16 protein-coding genes are annotated in these 17,018 nt (G+C 43.7%); 10 read left to right on the top strand and 6 right to left on the bottom strand.

Translation table 11 applies throughout. The features are described from left to right. Positions 1 to 79: 79 nt before the first annotated feature. Together UNH61_RS21090 and UNH61_RS21085 are read right to left on the bottom strand one after the other, a co-directional pair. Positions 80 to 745: a response regulator gene (locus tag UNH61_RS21090; protein ID WP_326993982.1), complete on the bottom strand. Its 666-nt coding sequence runs from the start codon at positions 743 to 745 to the stop codon at positions 80 to 82. Continuing rightward, positions 742 to 2,415, bottom strand: a complete 1,674-nt coding sequence (locus tag UNH61_RS21085) for a tetratricopeptide repeat protein (RefSeq protein WP_326993981.1) — start codon at positions 2,413 to 2,415, stop codon at positions 742 to 744. The genes UNH61_RS21090 and UNH61_RS21085 overlap by 4 nt, the downstream gene beginning before the upstream one ends. Positions 2,416 to 3,031: 616 nt before the next feature. Here UNH61_RS21085 and UNH61_RS21080 point away from each other — a divergent pair. From UNH61_RS21080 to cas6, 6 genes are all read left to right on the top strand, one after another. After that, complete coding sequence (locus UNH61_RS21080) at positions 3,032 to 4,030, top strand: hypothetical protein (protein ID WP_326993980.1); 999 nt, start codon at positions 3,032 to 3,034, stop codon at positions 4,028 to 4,030. Between the two features lie 19 nt (positions 4,031 to 4,049). Then, complete coding sequence (locus tag UNH61_RS21075) at positions 4,050 to 4,613, top strand: dihydrofolate reductase family protein (RefSeq protein WP_326993979.1); 564 nt, start codon at positions 4,050 to 4,052, stop codon at positions 4,611 to 4,613. A 33-nt stretch (positions 4,614 to 4,646) separates the two neighbouring features. After that, positions 4,647 to 5,669 carry an LLM class flavin-dependent oxidoreductase gene (locus tag UNH61_RS21070; protein WP_326993978.1) on the top strand — a complete coding sequence of 341 codons (1,023 nt, stop codon included), beginning with the start codon at positions 4,647 to 4,649 and terminating at the stop codon, positions 5,667 to 5,669. Between the two features lie 1,037 nt (positions 5,670 to 6,706). Continuing rightward, positions 6,707 to 7,255, top strand: a complete 549-nt coding sequence (locus UNH61_RS21065; RefSeq protein ID WP_326993977.1) for a hypothetical protein — start codon at positions 6,707 to 6,709, stop codon at positions 7,253 to 7,255. Positions 7,256 to 7,265: 10 nt separating this feature from the next. Further along, complete coding sequence (locus UNH61_RS21060) at positions 7,266 to 7,514, top strand: hypothetical protein (protein WP_326993976.1); 249 nt, start codon at positions 7,266 to 7,268, stop codon at positions 7,512 to 7,514. 416 nt (positions 7,515 to 7,930) lie between these two features. After that, positions 7,931 to 8,704: a CRISPR-associated endoribonuclease Cas6 gene (cas6, locus tag UNH61_RS21055; RefSeq protein ID WP_326993975.1), complete on the top strand. Its 774-nt coding sequence runs from the start codon at positions 7,931 to 7,933 to the stop codon at positions 8,702 to 8,704. 80 nt (positions 8,705 to 8,784) lie between these two features. On the opposite strand, the gene UNH61_RS21050 is transcribed toward cas6, so the two are convergent. Continuing rightward, positions 8,785 to 9,342 (bottom strand): hypothetical protein, encoded by a 558-nt coding sequence (locus UNH61_RS21050; protein ID WP_326993974.1) that lies wholly within the window; start codon positions 9,340 to 9,342, stop codon positions 8,785 to 8,787. A gap of 368 nt (positions 9,343 to 9,710) precedes the next feature. On the opposite strand from UNH61_RS21050, the gene UNH61_RS21045 reads away from it, so the two are divergent. Beyond that, positions 9,711 to 10,199 (top strand): DUF2938 domain-containing protein, encoded by a 489-nt coding sequence (locus tag UNH61_RS21045; protein WP_326993973.1) that lies wholly within the window; start codon positions 9,711 to 9,713, stop codon positions 10,197 to 10,199. A 2-nt stretch (positions 10,200 to 10,201) separates the two neighbouring features. Here the strand turns inward: UNH61_RS21045 and UNH61_RS21040 are convergent, their stop codons facing one another. Beyond that, positions 10,202 to 10,798, bottom strand: a complete 597-nt coding sequence (locus tag UNH61_RS21040) for a hypothetical protein (RefSeq protein WP_326993972.1) — start codon at positions 10,796 to 10,798, stop codon at positions 10,202 to 10,204. Between the two features lie 184 nt (positions 10,799 to 10,982). Here UNH61_RS21040 and UNH61_RS21035 point away from each other — a divergent pair, with 184 nt between their 5' ends. The 3 genes from UNH61_RS21035 to UNH61_RS21025 all read left to right on the top strand — a co-directional run bounded on the left by UNH61_RS21035 (position 10,983) and on the right by UNH61_RS21025 (position 14,075). After that, the gene (locus tag UNH61_RS21035; protein WP_326993971.1) at positions 10,983 to 12,227 is read left to right on the top strand and encodes an FAD-dependent monooxygenase; all 1,245 of its coding nucleotides are present in this window, start codon (positions 10,983 to 10,985) and stop codon (positions 12,225 to 12,227) included. A gap of 16 nt (positions 12,228 to 12,243) precedes the next feature. Then, positions 12,244 to 12,819: a Crp/Fnr family transcriptional regulator gene (locus tag UNH61_RS21030; RefSeq protein WP_326993970.1), complete on the top strand. Its 576-nt coding sequence runs from the start codon at positions 12,244 to 12,246 to the stop codon at positions 12,817 to 12,819. A 68-nt stretch (positions 12,820 to 12,887) separates the two neighbouring features. Beyond that, positions 12,888 to 14,075, top strand: a complete 1,188-nt coding sequence (locus tag UNH61_RS21025; protein ID WP_326993969.1) for a DUF418 domain-containing protein — start codon at positions 12,888 to 12,890, stop codon at positions 14,073 to 14,075. A 73-nt stretch (positions 14,076 to 14,148) separates the two neighbouring features. On the opposite strand, the gene UNH61_RS21020 is transcribed toward UNH61_RS21025, so the two are convergent. Beyond that, the gene (locus UNH61_RS21020) at positions 14,149 to 16,281 is read right to left on the bottom strand and encodes a DKNYY domain-containing protein (RefSeq protein ID WP_326993968.1); all 2,133 of its coding nucleotides are present in this window, start codon (positions 16,279 to 16,281) and stop codon (positions 14,149 to 14,151) included. 117 nt (positions 16,282 to 16,398) lie between these two features. Next, positions 16,399 to 16,989 (bottom strand): TetR/AcrR family transcriptional regulator, encoded by a 591-nt coding sequence (locus UNH61_RS21015; protein ID WP_326993967.1) that lies wholly within the window; start codon positions 16,987 to 16,989, stop codon positions 16,399 to 16,401. Between the last annotated feature and the right edge of the window lie 29 nt (positions 16,990 to 17,018).

Raw genomic sequence — 17,018 nt, 5'->3', positions numbered from 1 at the left:
AAATTTATGAAACAAAAGTATATTTCACTCACCTCCTTTTTTTACGGGAAACCGTAATCCGATATTTTTCAGAAGATGTTTATATAGCGCCTGAGTCTTTGCAATAAGCCACCAGTTGCTCATTTTTGGTAAAGCCAAGTGCCTCTTTCATTTGATTGAGTTTTTTTTCTATGCTACTTAAGCCAGATGGTGTTATCCCGTTGCGTTGAAGATATGCAGGTATGTCTTTCTGCAGCATTCCCTGCGAAAGCAGTGTTATGATCCTGAGATCGAATTCCGAAAAGGAGTAGGCATTCTTTTTATCGATCAACTGTCTGATATAACGTGAAAAGTAACGTCGGTGTTGGGCTATTTCATGGATGGCCTCTTTAAGATCCCGGGCATCGTTCCTGGCTTTGCGTACAAAGCCGTCGATGCCATACTTGTTATAAAGCTGGTCAATAACAGCGGGTCTGCTTTCTAATGAAAAAATCAGGATATTCAGGTCAGGCTGTACTTCTCTGGCGGCAGCAATCAGATCGATACCACCAGATAATACCTGCTTATGATCATCCGGATCGAAAGATAAATCTGTGATAAGGAGATCGAAAGAGCTTTCGGATTTAACTGCCTGTTTTATTTTATACAAAGCATCATCGCAATAATAGGCATATGCTACATCCTTGATGGCAAGTTCTTCCAGCGTTTTTTGTACAGAAATATTGGCGCTTTCGTGATCTTCAGCAATTAGTACTTTTGTAATCATGAGGATTGAGCTATTGGGAAGGAAATGTGAATTTTTAATCCTTTAGCAGGATGTTCAAATGTATATTGCCCGCCAATTCTTTTAATACGGGAAACCGTATTCCGTAATCCGTTCCCATACTTAACTTGCGGGGGAATGCCGACACCATTATCGGTATAAAGCAGCTGAACATGGCCGTTTTGAGTTTCGAATTTTATCATCACGGAATTGGCCTGGCTATGCTTTTTCATATTAATCATTAATTCCTGCAGAATATGTTCAACTTCATGTTGTACCTGCGTATTGCTCCGGCTCCAGAGCATAGAGTCGTTGCCTACGATCAGGACTTTGATATGCTCGGATCCAAAGGACTTCAGCAAATCATTAATTTTAACATCAAAAGGAATATTTGGAATTATGGGATTTTCGTACGAGATATCGCGGGATCGCTCATACAGTACCTCAATCTTATCTATCAATTCCTCCCTGTCTACAGACGATTTATACTCAAGGTCTGTCATGATGCGGTACAAGCCATTTGCTACCACGTCATGCACTTTCTGCGAGGTTTTAAGTTGATGTTCCTGTATCGCCTGCCGGGATGCAAATTCTATCTGTTGCCGGCGTCTGCGGTACCGAAGAGTTAAAACAACTCCGGCACTAATGAAGAATAGGATGGTTAGCGCTAATATGAATCGCTGCAGCATCAGTTGGTTTTTCTTTTGTGCATTATCCTTTTGCAACTGAAGATTGTCGGCTTTACTTTTTGCGGCTTCGTACCGGATTAATGCGAATTGGTTCTTAGCTGCGTTCTTTGCAGTTTGGATACTATCCGTTAGGTATTGGTAACGGGTAAAATAAGGTTTCAGCAGATTGGTGGGGCTAAGAGTAATGAGTTTTGATAGTGCTTCGACTTCGTCATCCGGACTTTTCATTTCCCTGGCGATTTCATATCTCTTCCCGGCATAATAAAGCGCCGAATCAGGTAAGGATAGCGAATAATAGTCCGACAGGTGCGCGTAACTGGCATTGAGCCCCCTGATATCGTTTGAATCCTTACGGATTTGCAATGCGAGTTGCAGCTCAGGTCCCGCGGGATAAGCTGAATCTTTCAGCCATTTAGTTTTAGCGTAGTTGGAAAGTACCCGGGCATATTCTTTTTTGTCCTTACTCCTGTTCAGCAGGGATTTATATAGATCAATAGCCTGATCATAATCTCTTTTCTTTTGGTAAGTAAGGGCTATACTGTTTAAGGCAATGGTCTCGTAGTCCGAATGTTTTATATATTTGAGTGCTTTTTGATAGTAGTCAATAGCTGCTTCATAATTTTTGAGATTAAGACAGATATTGCCCAACTCATGGTAATCTGAGCTCAGGCATTTCTGGTCTTCTCTTTTGTGTTCATCGAGATAAGCGAGGGATTTCAACAGGCTTTCCTGTCCCCCATAATGGTCGCCCTCATATGCCTGGATGATACCCATATAAGTATAGGCCATTGCAATTTCCAAACTGTCTGTAGCGCCCGTTGCAACCAGATTGAAATAATAAAAGGCAGAGTCGTTATTTTTATTGAAAAATGATTCACCTTTTTCCAATGTGGGTATGGAAATCGGCTGTGGGGGCTCCCGGTTGGATGTGCAGGCTACAAGACCGCTGAGGAGTATGGACAGAATGATGTTTGAGGGGCGCACCAGGGATTATTTCTCTTAAAAGTATCGAATTTCTCAATTTTGAGGAATTATTATTGACGGGGAACTAAAAAAAGTGAGGCAAGAACTTTCCTGCCTCACAGACATTATAAATCAGGGTATCCTTCTTGGAGGAATTGTTCCGGTTTCGCCACCGGTATCCTCAAGAGTAGTGACCTGTTCGCCATTATTATGATTGCCGTTAACGGAATGGCTGGGGCTGAAGAATGAAAGCAAAAGGTTTAATATGATGTAAAACATTGGTTTAATTTTTTGAATGTTGAGGAAATAGACCGCCGGTTGCCGGGCAACCGGCAGCGGAGTTTCGAGTCAGTGAAGAAGCGCTTCTTGTTTTTTGGGAAGTGTGGGTGTGGATTACGGAAGCTGATGATCGTTTCCCAAGCCGGTTACCGGCCTCCGCTTTCTTTACCCGGGTTGAATCAGTCTGTACAGAGAGCCTCTTAGCAAGGGAGGCATTACCTGATTGCAAAACGAAGATAGTTCGAGGTAAGTGGTTGATTTGCAGGTAATTCCAGTAATTCCGGTAATTCCTGATATTCCATTGATAATTCCGGGAATGTGAGTTTAACTCCGATTATTCAGTTCTATATTTTCATTTATGGCTACATATTTTCCTGACTACCAACAACTGGTCATGCAGGCGTATGAACGAAAGAAGGTAAACAATACGCTACCCTATGGCCTGATGTACCTCACACCTGCGAAACTCAGAGATGAATGTGTGAAGAGATGCACAAAAGATGTAACCAGGCAGGATGAAAAGGTCATTAGAGATTTCTGTGGGGATTTGAATGAATCGAGAAACTGTCATGTTATCATTCAGCGATGTGACACGGATAAGTTCAGACCGTTGGTGAATTACCTGAAAGGGAAGTCTGAAAATACAGATGTGAAGAATATAGAGCTCCTGGCCTGGCTAATTGACTTTCCCGGCAGGCCCTGGGAACTGGGGAAAAATTTTCCCGCCGATGAGGGTATAAATGAAGCTTCGGTGTTAAATGATGCCAGTCTGGCAGCAGGTGATCAGGTGACGGCATCAGATTTCCTGGTCAACCCACCCGAAGCTGAAAGCGATAAACCAGCCGCAAATCCTGTAATTCCTGAAAATCCAATAATTCCAGGCTGGATTGATGACTCAATGGGAAAAGAAAGGCTGGGTATTAGAACCGTTGGACCCAATAATCAGAAAAAAATAGGGGGGAAATCCACAAAAACACTGGCTGCCGTAGTTATGTTATCGCTGGCACTAGGAACAGGTACCATGTGGTTGTGGAAAGATAAAAATCAGATGCTGAACTCCAGAGATTGTATGTATTGGCATGAAGATCATTACGAACCCATACCCTGTAACCAGAAAGTACCTGATGCGATGCTTATAGCGTTAGATACAATGAAGTTGAAAAATTTCAGGAAGATAACCAGGCCGGACACCATCACCTACCAGGCCATAGGAAAGGTTTGGTATTCTAAAATTAACGGGAAAATTGAATACTATACATCCGGTGGAGCACACCCAGTAGTCTTTGGCCGCCAGTTAAAGCCAATTACCGCCTATATTATCGATAAGTATATCCTCACGGGTATGATCACGAACTAGTAACACTAAAACCGATCAAATGAGAAAAGTAATCTATGGTATCAATCTGACTCCAGATGGCTGCTGCGACCATACCAAATTTGGTGGCAGCGAAGAGACCGTCGAGTATTTCACGGATCTCATGCAGGACGTTGACCTGATCATCTACGGACGTAAGACCTATCAGTTGATGGTGCCTTACTGGCCTGACGTCGCAAAAAAACAATCCGGAACAAAAGTGGAGAACGAATTTGCACAAACATTTGACGCCATTGACAAAGTGGTTTGTTCCAGATCGTTAACCAACGTTGAAGGTAATACGAGGATTATTCGTGAGAACCTCGCAGAAGAAATCTTAAAGCTGAAACAGCAATCAGGCAAAAATATTTCCATTGGTGGTGTAAGCCTGCCTTCGGAATTGATAAAGCTTGGTCTGGTTGATGAATATTATTTTCTCGTTCATCCTGTCCTGGTGGGTCAGGGAAGACGGTTGTTAGATGGCGCCAGCCTTCAGGGTCGGCTAAATTTAACACTGGCAGATTCGAGGACGCTTCCATCCGGGTGTATAGCACTTCATTACCTGCAACAACAAAAAAATAAATAATAAAGGCCTATTTTTCAGTATGAAAAAGAAGTTATGAAGAAAATAGGATTCTTATCGTTTGGACATTGGTCTGACCATCCTGCTTATAAGACCCGCACAGCGAGTGACACATTGCTTCAATCTATTGACCTGGCTGTTGCAGCGGAAGAAATTGGTTTAGATGGGGCCTATTTTCGCGTGCATCATTTTGCTGCTCAGTTGGCATCACCATTTCCTTTGCTTTCGGCTATCGGGGCCAAAACCAGCAAAATAGAGATGGGAACAGGCGTAATCGATATGCGTTATGAAAATCCACTGTACATGGTGGAAGATGCGGGAGCTGCAGATTTAATTTCGGAGGGGCGGTTGCAGTTGGGAATCAGCAGAGGTTCGCCGGAGCAGGTAATCGATGGATGGCGTTATTTCGGATATGAGTTAACCGAAGGAGAAACTGATGCAGAAATGGGACGCCGTAAAGCGCTGGAATTCCTGGATAAGTTAAAAGGTGTTGGCTTTGCCCAGCCTAATCCATATCCGATGTTTCCGAATCCTCCGGGCTTACTACGCCTGGAACCGTACTCGGAAGGACTGCGGGAACGCATTTGGTGGGGCGCTGCTTCTAATGCTACTGCTGTTTGGGCCGCTGAAAATGGAATGTACCTTCAAAGTTCTACCCTGAAGTACGATGAAAGTGGCAAACCTTTTCATATACAGCAGGCCGAGCAGATCAGATTGTACAAAGATGCATGGAAAAAAGCCGGGCACAATCGTGAACCGAGGGTGTCGGTGAGCCGGTCTATTTTCGCATTGGTAAACGACCAGGATCGCCATTTCTTTGGACGTGAAACCAATCGGGTTGATCAAATCGGAATGATTGAAGCGAATAAGCGGGCCATTTTCGGAAGAAGCTATGCTGCAGAGCCGGATCAACTCATAAAAGAATTGGCAGAGGACGAAGCGATTCAGGAGGCAGATACCATCCTTTTGACAATACCCAATACATTAGGAGTTGATTACAATCTACATGTATTGTCTTCTATTTTAGAGCATGTGGCGCCCGGATTGGGTTGGCGCTAATTTTCAATAATGATATTCAAAAACGTTAGTCGATTATGAGGAGTTTATAAAGCAGTAACCACGCAGAAAAGATTATCGGGATGGTGGTCTCCTGAAACAACGACAAAGCCCGAAATCGGCAGTATTACCCGGTTTGTCTTTGGCCCGAAATATTATAAGGAGATGGAAGTCACTGCGTTGGAGCCTTCCAAGCATGTGTAATGGAAGTGCATTAAAGCTTTGAACTCTTAGTAATAAATATTTCGTAAATGGATTTTGAGATTGACGGGAAGAATGAAACAATCCGAAGCCTGATATGGTACCTTCTTGTTATTTGATGCGTATTTACAACCATGGCATGTTTTTGTAAGTGCAAAGATGGGGCATTGAATGTTTCATTCATAATGCAAAGCTAAGCTGAAGAGGAATATGATACTTCAGCAAACACTTAAGGACACGTGTAATGTGTTATTTAATAAAGAGAGCTTCTCAGTTGAGAATTAAATATGCTGGGTGAAAATAAAGATAAGATGAGATTAAGAATAACATGATAAACCGGGGAAAACCCCGTTTGCTAAATCAAAAAAAATAGTTTTCTTTACTGCCAGGCATCTGGCCAATTAATTATTCGGAGATTTTTGACCCGGCTTGTTGTACTAAAACCTAGTTTGATTATGCGGTTCATGTTGATGCTTCGAGGGAAGACGTCAAAACCTATTATACCATGATTTATGATACAATCTAGAAGACTATATACTACTCAGAGGCATTAGTTATTGCTGAGTGCCTTAAAAAGGATGGTTGGAAAATACCTAGCCCAGAGAAATTAAAAGCGATACATGTCAGGACGTTTAATCAAATTACTTGGAGAGGACTTTTACCTGGTACAATTTATTTTACATCGGCATCTGAGTATGATTCATCAGTAAAAAAAATACGTCCTTATGCGGGTCGATTATTAGGTGAGTTTAAACTTGTATATCCTGAACAGGATAGCAGATATGATGGCAATTATTATAGCAGCCTTTGTTTTATAAAACCATTTTGATAATTCATTTATGATTTTCCGAACACCCTTCCCCCAATTAATGTATTTTATTATTCCTTTTATTTTTCTTGGCTGTGGGCCTTCTAAAGACCCTAAAGACAATGCTATTAGAAGCGTAAAAAAATCTTTGATCCCATATAAATTAATGGGACCAGGAATTCCACGTTATGATGATGCTCCAACATATATAGTCTGCATAAAAGAATATTCTTATGGCCCAGGATTGGTCGATACTATTAAATCATTAATAAACGACTTTGCAATAGAGAGGGAGACCAAAAAGTTTTCTTTAGATGTATATGATGATACAGCTGTTGCCAATACCGTGATTCATACAATAGTGAATCAGCAGAGATTATATACAAAGAAAGAAGGCTTGGAAATGAACAAGCATTGGGTGGCGTCTTATTGCGGTGAATTGATGCATAATGGAAAGGCTGAGACACTGTCTGGATTCAAACACGAACTATCATTCTTCCCGGATATCAAACATGCGGTAAAGACCGGTCCCAAAGTTGCTCTTCAGCAAGACATGGAGTATGAGCCATTGAATGATTAAAATAATGCATATGAAACCTGCATTTGATTATTTGAAAATAGAAAAAGGCAGCTATGTTGAGAGTAGTACGTATGGCCTTATTCAGCAATTGGTAAAAGGAGTTAGATTTGTTAGATCACAGATACCAGCGGAAAAGATCGATGAGTATATGCCAAACTTACGATCAATCGAACGCAAGATACAGGAATTGGAAATGGCTATAGGCGAACCAAGAATTTGGTATATTGAAGAGATAATCAAAGCGTTAAAGAGGGAGTGAATTGATCATGTTTTGACTATGTCGGCATTTGCCGGTTTTTTATCGTGATAATCGGACTAAATAGAATTAAAATCCATTATGTTCCGACCTTTCCCGGAAGAAAATGATAATCAAACTAACCAGAATTGAAATTTGCTTCGCAGGCTGCGGCCACTCTCAGCCTATAATAATCGGACTATATAGAACTAAGATTCTTCCCCAACTTGCAGCCCTTTCCCATGATAGTAATTGGGTCTCTAGCATTATCTAGTCAAATAATAAAATCATATACGTTTAATTTTTAATTTATGTAAAACCACTACGCAGCCGCTAACCCAACCCCTCTGTAAAATCCACCTCATTCTCCCCGGGAATTTTCCCGTACCTTATCTCCCCAATTCTCCCTTTCTTTACTCCCGATTTACCGAATCTGCCCGATGCGCTTTGTCCTTAAACTTCATACCGCAGCCGCAAAACCGGTTATACCGGCGAACTATGCCTATCCGCTGTCCGCTTCCATATACCGGATACTATCCCATGCAGATAGTAGCTACGCTGCTTATCTTGATGAAGAAGGATACGGAAATGGATTCAAACTGTTCAGCTTCTCGCAGATCAATTGTCCGTTTCAGGAAAACGGCGATCGCCTGCGACTCCTGAACCGCGAGCTGTCCTTTTTTATCTCTTTTCACCTGCCCGACACTGCGGAAACATTTATCAAAGATCTTTTCCACTCAGAAATGATTGGTATTTCCGACAAAAAGTCGAAAACAGGCTTTGTGGTGCGTGAAATAGAAATCCTGCCTAATCCCGTGCAGGATTATAAAGAACGAACAATCGTACAACTGGTACTGAAACCCTTATCCCCGATCGTTGCCGGCATGCCGGATAAAGCTGGTTATGATTTCCTCTCTCCGGTCGATGTCAGATTTATCCCTAACCTATTACACAACTGGAAATGCAAAATCGCTTCCTGCTATGATGAAGCCACTGCAAGCAGCGCGTTATTGCAATTGGAACCAGTTTTCCTGGAAACTCCTCCTAAACCAAGAGTGATCATCCTCAACGGCGGAACTACAACTGAAAAAAGAATGACGGGCTGGATGAACTTTGAACTACAGGCTACAGCTGAAAGAAGATTTGTAGAGCTGTTACTGAATGCAGGCATGGGACTATATAACGGGCAGGGGATGGGGTATGTAAGCGAATAAGTCTCTTTTTCTTTCCTTGCTTAGAATATCGCCAGATTTTCTTCTACCTGAAAATAAGTTAGCTAAATAACAGGTGTGATTTATCTCTCCTTCACTAATTGCAACAATTGCCCGTATGATTCGTATAGCCGTTTGCGTTCTTCTTCCAGATAGTCGGACGAAAAAGGAGCCCCACAATCTTCGCTGTTGAGCTGATGTGCCAGATGATCGTTACTGAAGTACGACCGCGTGGTTATTATCTCAGCTCCTGCTGTATCAAAAGGTTGCTGGTAGCGCATTTCCGTTTCATATACAAAAGAGAGTTTACCATGCAGCAGGTAGTATTCGGAAAGCAATTGGCTCATTTCTCCGAATTGCCGGGCGGCAATTTTCTGTAGACCACTGCCTGCATAGTAAAACCTGGCAGTACCACCTTCTCCTTTTTCTATGTTCACCGATTTGACCTGCTTCCATTGTTTGGTGGCATTGATCTTTTTGAAATTTTCTCTTATAGGAGCCAAACTTGTATTCAGGTATTCATTTACAGGATCATCAGCTTCGCCGAAATGCTCTTTCAATGCAGGAGGCTGTGATTGTTGTTGGGCATACAAACCGGGTAATGCTGTTATCAGTAATATCATTGCGGCAATAAATCTCATCGAACGCATATTTTCATGTATAAATATACGGATATTCAAAGGTAATCCGAGCCCGGCAGATAAGTGACCGTCGATGAGATTATAAAATTTATTTGTCCATTGAAAATTAGTATTTAAATTTGCCGAACGGTGTTCGGAAATTAAAATACATCAGAAAAACAGCTTCGGCTGCTTTTTTTATCGGCATTTATCGAACAGTGTTCGGCATAGTTATCTATGTTAGACAGAAGTGAGATTAGCGAATTATAAAAAATTATCAAGATGGAATTCCATTACAACTGCTGCATATACCGGCTCCATGGCAGGGGATGCTATTAACAGGAACTTTCATCGTAAGGTCTGTATAAATTCTTTAAAACAACATAAACATGACAGCAATTATCATAAAAACAGTGCTGATAGGAGTAGGGGCAACTATTGTAATGGATATATGGGCGTTATTCTTAAAATATATTTTTCAGATTCCATCGCTCAATTATGCCTTTGTAGGCCGATGGATAGGACATTGTTCATCCGGAAAATTTATGCATAATAGTATTGCTGCGGCTGCTCCGATTTCCGGAGAAACGGCCATAGGCTGGTGCGCGCATTATATGATAGGGATTACCTTTTCATTTCTGCTGGTGATAATAGAGGGGCCGCAATGGATACAGGCGCCTACGTTTTGGCCTGCACTACTGGTAGGAGTGATTACGATCGTTGCACCTTTCTTTATTATGCAGCCGGGAATGGGCATGGGCATGGCGGCATCTAAAACGCCAAAGCCAATGGTAGCCCGGTTCAGAAGCCTGCTGGCACACTCCGTATATGGGATAGGGTTATACCTCGCAGCAAAACTGCTGATGGTTATTGCCTGACATTATTCTTTATAGATATTAAACCGGTCGAACCGGATCTTTCCGAAATCCTTTGTAGTATGTACTTTTTCGGTAGTATGTTCGGGGTCAGAAGCATGGAAGCTCACGCCGCCATCTTTATGAAGGTACCAGTTTTTATCTGCAGCGGAATACCGGAAGGTAATGATCCTCGTCCAACGCCAGGAGCTGCCACCATAATGCTCGATAGAGAAATAACCTTTTTTGATGACAACATTTTCGAAAGGATCGCCCATCATCCCGCCACCGTCTACGCAGTATACGGCGTTGTCGTTGCGTGCTGCCAGTTTATACCCATGATTGGCCTGCCCCAGCAGGATCAGCAACGGCCGCTTTTCCGGGTGCTCAACCACATCGGAGGTGCTGTCTTCTCCTGGCTTGTACAATACCAGGATGACGTCCGGATACGGATCAAGGTTCAGGTCGCCGGTAGCAGTATCAAGGATATTATATCCAGCCGGAACAAAGGCATTCAGGGTACTGTCTGCAATATCTTTTTTAGGTTTTGTTTGTTCCGGTGCATGCCACAGGTGTAATGCGGAAAGAACGGAAAATATGGTGGTTAACGTTATTTTCAACATAATGCAAACTTACATCTATATTGATAAAACAACTATTTCAATCCCAAAAAAAACAGTGGGAATGTACAAGGAAGCATTAGCCGGTTAAAAAACGGGTTTCGCCGCTTTTTTAATTTCGCTTACCTGTAAAGGGTTGATGACGGCTGTTTCGTGATGCAATTTTGAATTATAAAACTTAGTTCTTATGATTCCATTCTCAACTTCTCATCACGTAATTATAGCCGGTGGCGGTATAGGCGGACTGACACTGGCACTTTTTCTGAAAAAAGCAGGCATTTCCTGCGACATCTTCGAAGCATACACTTATAAAGCATCTGCCGGTGGAGGCTTTAATATTGCGCCCAACGGGATGAATGTACTGGATAGCCTTGGGTTGGCTCAGCAGGTAATAGCAGCGGGAGCTGTTGCCAGTGAATTTCATATGCGGAATGGCCAGGGTAAAATGATTGCCCGTATGGCTAACGGGGCCGTAAAGAAATATGGCCAGCCGGCTGTCAGCCTCTCCCGGGCAGCACTATACGATATTCTTTTGCAGGAATTGGATGAACAGGGGCTGACCGTACAATACGGCCGCCGGTTGACTAACATCCGGCAGGATCCATGGGGAGTGACCGCTGTTTTTGCAGATGGCACCGAGGCATTCGGCGATATCCTTATAGGAGCTGATGGTGTACATTCGGTTACCCGTAGAATATTGTTCCCCGATGGGCCGGTACCGGCATTTACAGGCTCCAAAAACTATGGTGGGTTTGTACCACTGGCAGCAGTGCCGGAAATGACATCTGACGAAATCAACAGTTTAACTTTTACATTCGGCAACAATGGCTTCTTTGGTTATTGTGCGGCAGGAGATGGAAAGGCCATGTGGTGGTCGAACCTGCCATCCGATACACCTTTTACTAAGGAGGAGCTGGAAGATACCACATTAGAAGGCGTGAAGGCAGAAATGCTGGCCAGATACCAGGATTATCATACTCCGATAGGATCGCTGATTGCCAACACAGAAAAAGTACTGAAAGTAAATGTTTCAGACATCGCTTCCCTGCCGGCCTGGTTTAAGGGCAGAGTATTGCTGATAGGAGATGCTGCACATGCGGTAAGTCCGAATGCAGGTCAGGGCGCTTCCATGGCGCTGGAAGATGCGATGTATCTTGCCATGCTGCTGCGTGATGCCGGCGTAGGCGCTTATACGGGTGTGTTCCGGAAATTTGAGGCAGAACGTAAACCCCGGGTGGAAAAAATTGTGGCTGAAGGAAGGAGAAGAGGAAAATCCAAAGCCATTCTTTCCCCGTGGCAGGCGAAGATCCGGGAATGGATGATGGCGATATTCATACCACTGTTTGCACAACGCAGTTTCGACTGGTTATACCGCTACCGTTTAAACTGGCGGGAAAAAGCCTGGAAGGTGCTGAAGCCCGAGCTGATATAATCCGTATTTTTCCCCTATGAAATATCAGGAAGCGCTCATTGCCAAACTACTTACTGTTGCCTTTCGGGAGGAAGAAATACGCAACGCCTATTATGAGGTAGCTACAGAAAAAATATTCAGGAAAGGCGAACTGCTGCTGGAGCAGGGGAAGATATGCCGCTACAGCTACAATATTATCTCGGGCCTCGTCAGGGGATACTATCTGAAAAACGGACGGGAAGTTACCACTGCATTCTGCTTTGCGGATGATACGGTGCTTTCGCTGGAGAGTGCCACCCGGCAAACACCCAGCCCGGAAACATTTGAGGTACTGGAAGACTCGGTGATAGAAGTAATATCCATTGAAGGATTGCAACAGTTGCGGGAACGATTTCCGGTGATAGAAAAAGTATGGACGCTCAGTATGGAAGCATACGCGATCTGGCTGGAGGAAAGGATTTACAGCCTGCAGTTTTCGACTGCAAAAGAACGTTATCAGCGGCTGCTGGAGCGGTATCCGGAGATCGTACAGCAAGCCCGGCTTACACATATTGCCTCTTACCTGGGCATCACCCTGGAAACACTTAGCCGCATACGAGCACAGGAAGACTGATTATTTGACATATATCAAATGCCGTCCGGGCATACTAAAGCAACTTTGCTGCACAGAAAATATGATTTATGCAGTTAGTTGCTCCGGTTCCGGCTCCGATGGTACAAGCCGGTCGTATTCATGAGTTGGATGCCATCAGGGGAGTGGCACTTGCTGGTATCCTGCTGGTTAATATGGGTCTGTTCTCCTTTCCCGCACTATACCTGGATCCGCTGGAATACTGGCCCGGAACCTGGAACAAAATAAGTGTATTGTTTGTGAACCTGGTGGGGGAAGGGAAATTCATTTCCATGTTTTCCTTTTTGTTTGGCCTGGGATTTACCATCTTTTTACAAAGTGCGGAAAAGAAAGGTCATTCGCCGGTAAAGCTGTTTTTACGCCGCCTCCTGGTGCTGCTGGGCATCGGGATGATCCATGCCAATTTCATCTGGTTCGGGGATGTATTATGTTTTTACAGCACACTGGGCGCGTTGCTGCTTTTTTTCAGGCACTGCAAACCTGAAACACTGGTGAAATGGGCCATGGGCCTGCTGTTAATACCGGTGTTGTTATATATGCTGGGAGGGATGATCGTTGGGTCAGCCTGGTTTGCCGACGGAGGCGCTACCACCACTGCTGGAACCGCGGCAATAGATGCTTACCGGAACGGCACATGGCAGCAGCTATATGCGCAGAATGCAAATGACCTGATCGTAACAAGAATAGGATACCTGATAGAAGCTCCTGTGATCTTTGCGATGTTCCTGCTGGGGGCATATGCAGGAAAAAGGCGCATTTTCCATGATCCGGAGCAGCACATCGTATTTATCCGGAGGGTACAGCTGGGCAGTGCTATGATAGGATGGCCTATTGCATTGCTTTCGCTGCTATATATCAGTGCCGGCCATTCCACTGCAGTGTATAGCTATGCACAGGTATTCAGCAGCTATATCGCCGGACCTGCCATCGGAATTTTCTACATTGCCACTATCATCCGGCTGTTACGGTGTACTACCTGGCAACGGATATTGCTGCCGTTTCAGGCAGCCGGACGGATGGCTGCTACCAATTATCTCCTGCAATCTGTTATTTGCGTATCTGTTTATTACAGCTTTGGCGGCGGGTTGTATGCGGGGATAGGACCATTGGCGATTCTCTGGATATGGGCCACCATTTTCGTTGTGCAGCTGGCCGTCAGCTCCTGGTGGATGTCGCACTTCCGGTTTGGACCTGTGGAGTGGTTGTGGCGGAGCCTGACCTATGGCAAAATGATATAGCCGGCACAGGAAGATGGTTGTTTCCATCTTCCTGTAATTTTATTTTATATCACCAACTTTTTAATCCGGCGTATTAATTTTCTTTTAGTTCATGCAACGCGTAAGAAAGGAAAGATTGTTGCTCCAGTTCTTTTAATGCCGCATCGTATTTCTCTTTATCAATGATGCGCGAGAGGGATGCCCTCAATGCCTTCGCTATTGTCAGACAGTCGGTTAGTTTTGATTCATCGGACTGTCCGAACATGTGCGCATCCTTAAAGGTATAGATGAGCATTTCAGCGTGTATGCGTGGGGGTAGGACAGTATGGTTCCTGTATATGCGATATAATTTTTCCCTTCCCAGGTACATATTTTTCATAAAGTAATCTTCGTATACCCGTGAGAGTAACTCTTTATACCTGGCGTACCAGGCTGCCAGTTGTTTATCTTCCACGTTGTCCGGAATCTGGGGTAAGTCCGGGAAATACATCGTGTTGGTAATCTGGCGCATAATCTCTACGGTATCATAATCACCGGGTTTCAGCTGTACAATTTGCTCCAGCATTTCCACACTCACGGAAGTATACGGGTTATCCTCGTTGAATTTGCGCAGTGTTACAAACTGTGGATGGTTCCATATCGGTTCCAGATCTCTGTCGGGCCACAGGTTGTTTATCTTTTCATAACCATAAACCAGTGCTTTGCGCACTTCTGCAACGGCTACTTCCGGGTTACCGAGCTTCACATAAGTGCAGGCGGTATGATGGAAAATATAAGGATTAATCCAGGCGTAATCCTTTATTTTATCGTATATGTCAGTTATCGCTTCGTACTGCTGTTCCTGGAAACAGGCATACATGTAATTATTGATGCTACGGTAAAATGCAATTGTTAGTTTGTTAAGTGGATAATAGCTGTCGAAATGTGCATGCATCCATTTGCGGAACGAATCACAATACTCCTGGTTATTTTCTGTGGCTTTGGGTGGATCGTTTTTTTCTTCGCGCTTGTTGTTCAGTGCGGCCGCTGTTTTTTCAATAAAGGCTTCCGGATCTTCGTTGCGTATGATCTGCACCGGATTGGTAAAGGGAGACGGCTTATAGAGGATCATAGTACCGTTTTTGTCGGCCGCTACCGCCAGCAGGCAATAGTTATAATGGATGTTGCGGGGGAACTGCAGTATTTTAAAAGTAGCCGCATCAACATCTATTTTTTCATCCCCTACATATACCGCTCTCTCTCCATGAAGAATGATACATTTCCAGTAGTAGCCCCTGGCATCGAATTTATATACCCCGATTTCTTTTTTTGAGATGATAAGATGATTGAAGTAGATGTTATTGGCGTCTACTGCATGATGACCATCAATCACTTTAAATGTAGCGGGGTCGGCTTCGGGTATTAATTGTAGTTTATCGTCGTATACGCCTGTGGCCGATTTATAGCAGATATACTCAGTGTTTTGCATTCTTTTGAAAGAAGCTACATCCGTTTCGAGCATGTGTCCGTCTGTAACCAGATACCGTCCATCGGTTCCACCATAGGGCGTTTGCCGGAACTGTGCAGGATCAGGGTCTTTGTATATTTGCGCGTTGCCTTCAGGACAATAGATGTATTGCCCGTTGAAGAAATATTTATCGAAGAAGAATAGCGGCTTCAGAAAACTGGCGGAATCCAGGTTGTTCAGCACCTCTTCCTGCCGGCGTTTTTCCATAAGCGCCTTACATTTTTTGACAATAGCGCTGTCTACTATCCTGCCTTTGTAAAATTCATCGGCGAAATCGGCTTTTACCTTTTTGAAAAATTGCTGTTCTATATCCTTTGTAAGCTGCTGCCAGTAGGTATCGGGGATATCCTTTTCCGCCGTGCACTGTTGATTGTTCACCCGAAGTATTCCCTCGAGGTCTTCCTGATCGAAATTGAGGGCATCGTGTGTTCCTGCTATATAGCCGGTGTCTGGCAGGTCGGAAAAAGTAGCAGCCGTCTGCAACGCGGCCATTACCGGGGAATCCAATAAACCTGATAGTGAACCGTAATTAAAGTAGAAGTAGGCAAACAGGACTTCTTCTTTTTTCAGGTGTCTGAAAACATAAAAATTCTTGTCGGGCTGGTTCAAAGTTTCAAATATAAATGTGGCCAGCCGGTTAACAGGAGCTGTTTTCAGATATGACTTGAAAGATTTTTCGGTGATGGGTATTTTTGCAAATATGGCTACGGGTTGCGACATAAATGAAATATGGATAAAACAATGAAGAGCAAAAGTATTGAATATTTCAATTTATTCCGCAAATGAAAAAGACCGGACAATTGATGTTGCCCGGTCTGCACACCACAAAAGAGAGCGCTACCAGGTATCCAGCAGCTTCATTCCTTTTATATTAACGAGTCCCTGCAGGAAGCAGATATTCATCTCCCGGCTTACTCGTTTGGTGGGAACGCCCTCCACACACAGTTCTTCCAGTAGTAATTGCAACTGGGTCAGGTACAACTGCACAACGATTGCTTTGTCGGCATTGCTGCGATAGATTTCTTCCTTAATACCTCTGCTGATATTTATCTGCAGGTATGCTCCCAATGTTTCTTCCCTGAACCTCAGCAATGTTTTCCAGGTCGGCGTGTAACGTTTTCGTAAATCGAGCAGGAAGGAGGAATTGGTGGCGGATACTACTTTGTCTGTTGCCTGCAGAAAGTTTTGCAGCTCATCAATGGCGTTGGCTGAGATCTGCCGGTTGAGCAACAGGTACCGTTCCATTTTTTCCGTCCACGTAGTAACGATGCAATTAAGGAGGTTTTCCTTGCTTTCAAAATGTTCATAGAACCTCCTTTTTGTTAAACCGCAACACTGGCTGATATCTTCCGTACTGATAGCTGTAACGCCATGCCGTGCGAACAGCACTGCGCCAGTCTGAAGGAGTTGTTTCCATTCTTCTTTCATACAACATTTTTTATCAGATGAGCAGGATA

This window comes from Chitinophaga sp. 180180018-3 (assembly GCF_037893185.1).
In the GTDB taxonomy this organism is placed as follows: domain Bacteria; phylum Bacteroidota; class Bacteroidia; order Chitinophagales; family Chitinophagaceae; genus Chitinophaga.
This window is presented reverse-complemented; position numbering and strand designations above follow the sequence as displayed.

What these genes read in the sequence shown, in the direction of transcription:
- UNH61_RS21090 (WP_326993982.1), bottom strand. Translation starts at nt 745, where the DNA reads ATGATTACAAAAGTACTAATTGCTGAAGATCACGAAAGCGCCAATATT.
- UNH61_RS21080 (WP_326993980.1), top strand. Translation starts at nt 3,032, where the DNA reads ATGGCTACATATTTTCCTGACTACCAACAACTGGTCATGCAGGCGTAT.
- UNH61_RS21075 (WP_326993979.1), top strand. Translation starts at nt 4,050, where the DNA reads ATGAGAAAAGTAATCTATGGTATCAATCTGACTCCAGATGGCTGCTGC.
- UNH61_RS21070 (WP_326993978.1), top strand. Translation starts at nt 4,647, where the DNA reads ATGAAGAAAATAGGATTCTTATCGTTTGGACATTGGTCTGACCATCCT.
- UNH61_RS21065 (WP_326993977.1), top strand. Translation starts at nt 6,707, where the DNA reads ATGATTTTCCGAACACCCTTCCCCCAATTAATGTATTTTATTATTCCT.
- UNH61_RS21060 (WP_326993976.1), top strand. Translation starts at nt 7,266, where the DNA reads ATGAAACCTGCATTTGATTATTTGAAAATAGAAAAAGGCAGCTATGTT.
- cas6 (WP_326993975.1), top strand. Translation starts at nt 7,931, where the DNA reads ATGCGCTTTGTCCTTAAACTTCATACCGCAGCCGCAAAACCGGTTATA.
- UNH61_RS21050 (WP_326993974.1), bottom strand. Translation starts at nt 9,342, where the DNA reads ATGAGATTTATTGCCGCAATGATATTACTGATAACAGCATTACCCGGT.
- UNH61_RS21045 (WP_326993973.1), top strand. Translation starts at nt 9,711, where the DNA reads ATGACAGCAATTATCATAAAAACAGTGCTGATAGGAGTAGGGGCAACT.
- UNH61_RS21040 (WP_326993972.1), bottom strand. Translation starts at nt 10,798, where the DNA reads ATGTTGAAAATAACGTTAACCACCATATTTTCCGTTCTTTCCGCATTA.
- UNH61_RS21035 (WP_326993971.1), top strand. Translation starts at nt 10,983, where the DNA reads ATGATTCCATTCTCAACTTCTCATCACGTAATTATAGCCGGTGGCGGT.
- UNH61_RS21030 (WP_326993970.1), top strand. Translation starts at nt 12,244, where the DNA reads ATGAAATATCAGGAAGCGCTCATTGCCAAACTACTTACTGTTGCCTTT.
- UNH61_RS21025 (WP_326993969.1), top strand. Translation starts at nt 12,888, where the DNA reads ATGCAGTTAGTTGCTCCGGTTCCGGCTCCGATGGTACAAGCCGGTCGT.
- UNH61_RS21020 (WP_326993968.1), bottom strand. Translation starts at nt 16,281, where the DNA reads ATGTCGCAACCCGTAGCCATATTTGCAAAAATACCCATCACCGAAAAA.
- UNH61_RS21015 (WP_326993967.1), bottom strand. Translation starts at nt 16,989, where the DNA reads ATGAAAGAAGAATGGAAACAACTCCTTCAGACTGGCGCAGTGCTGTTC.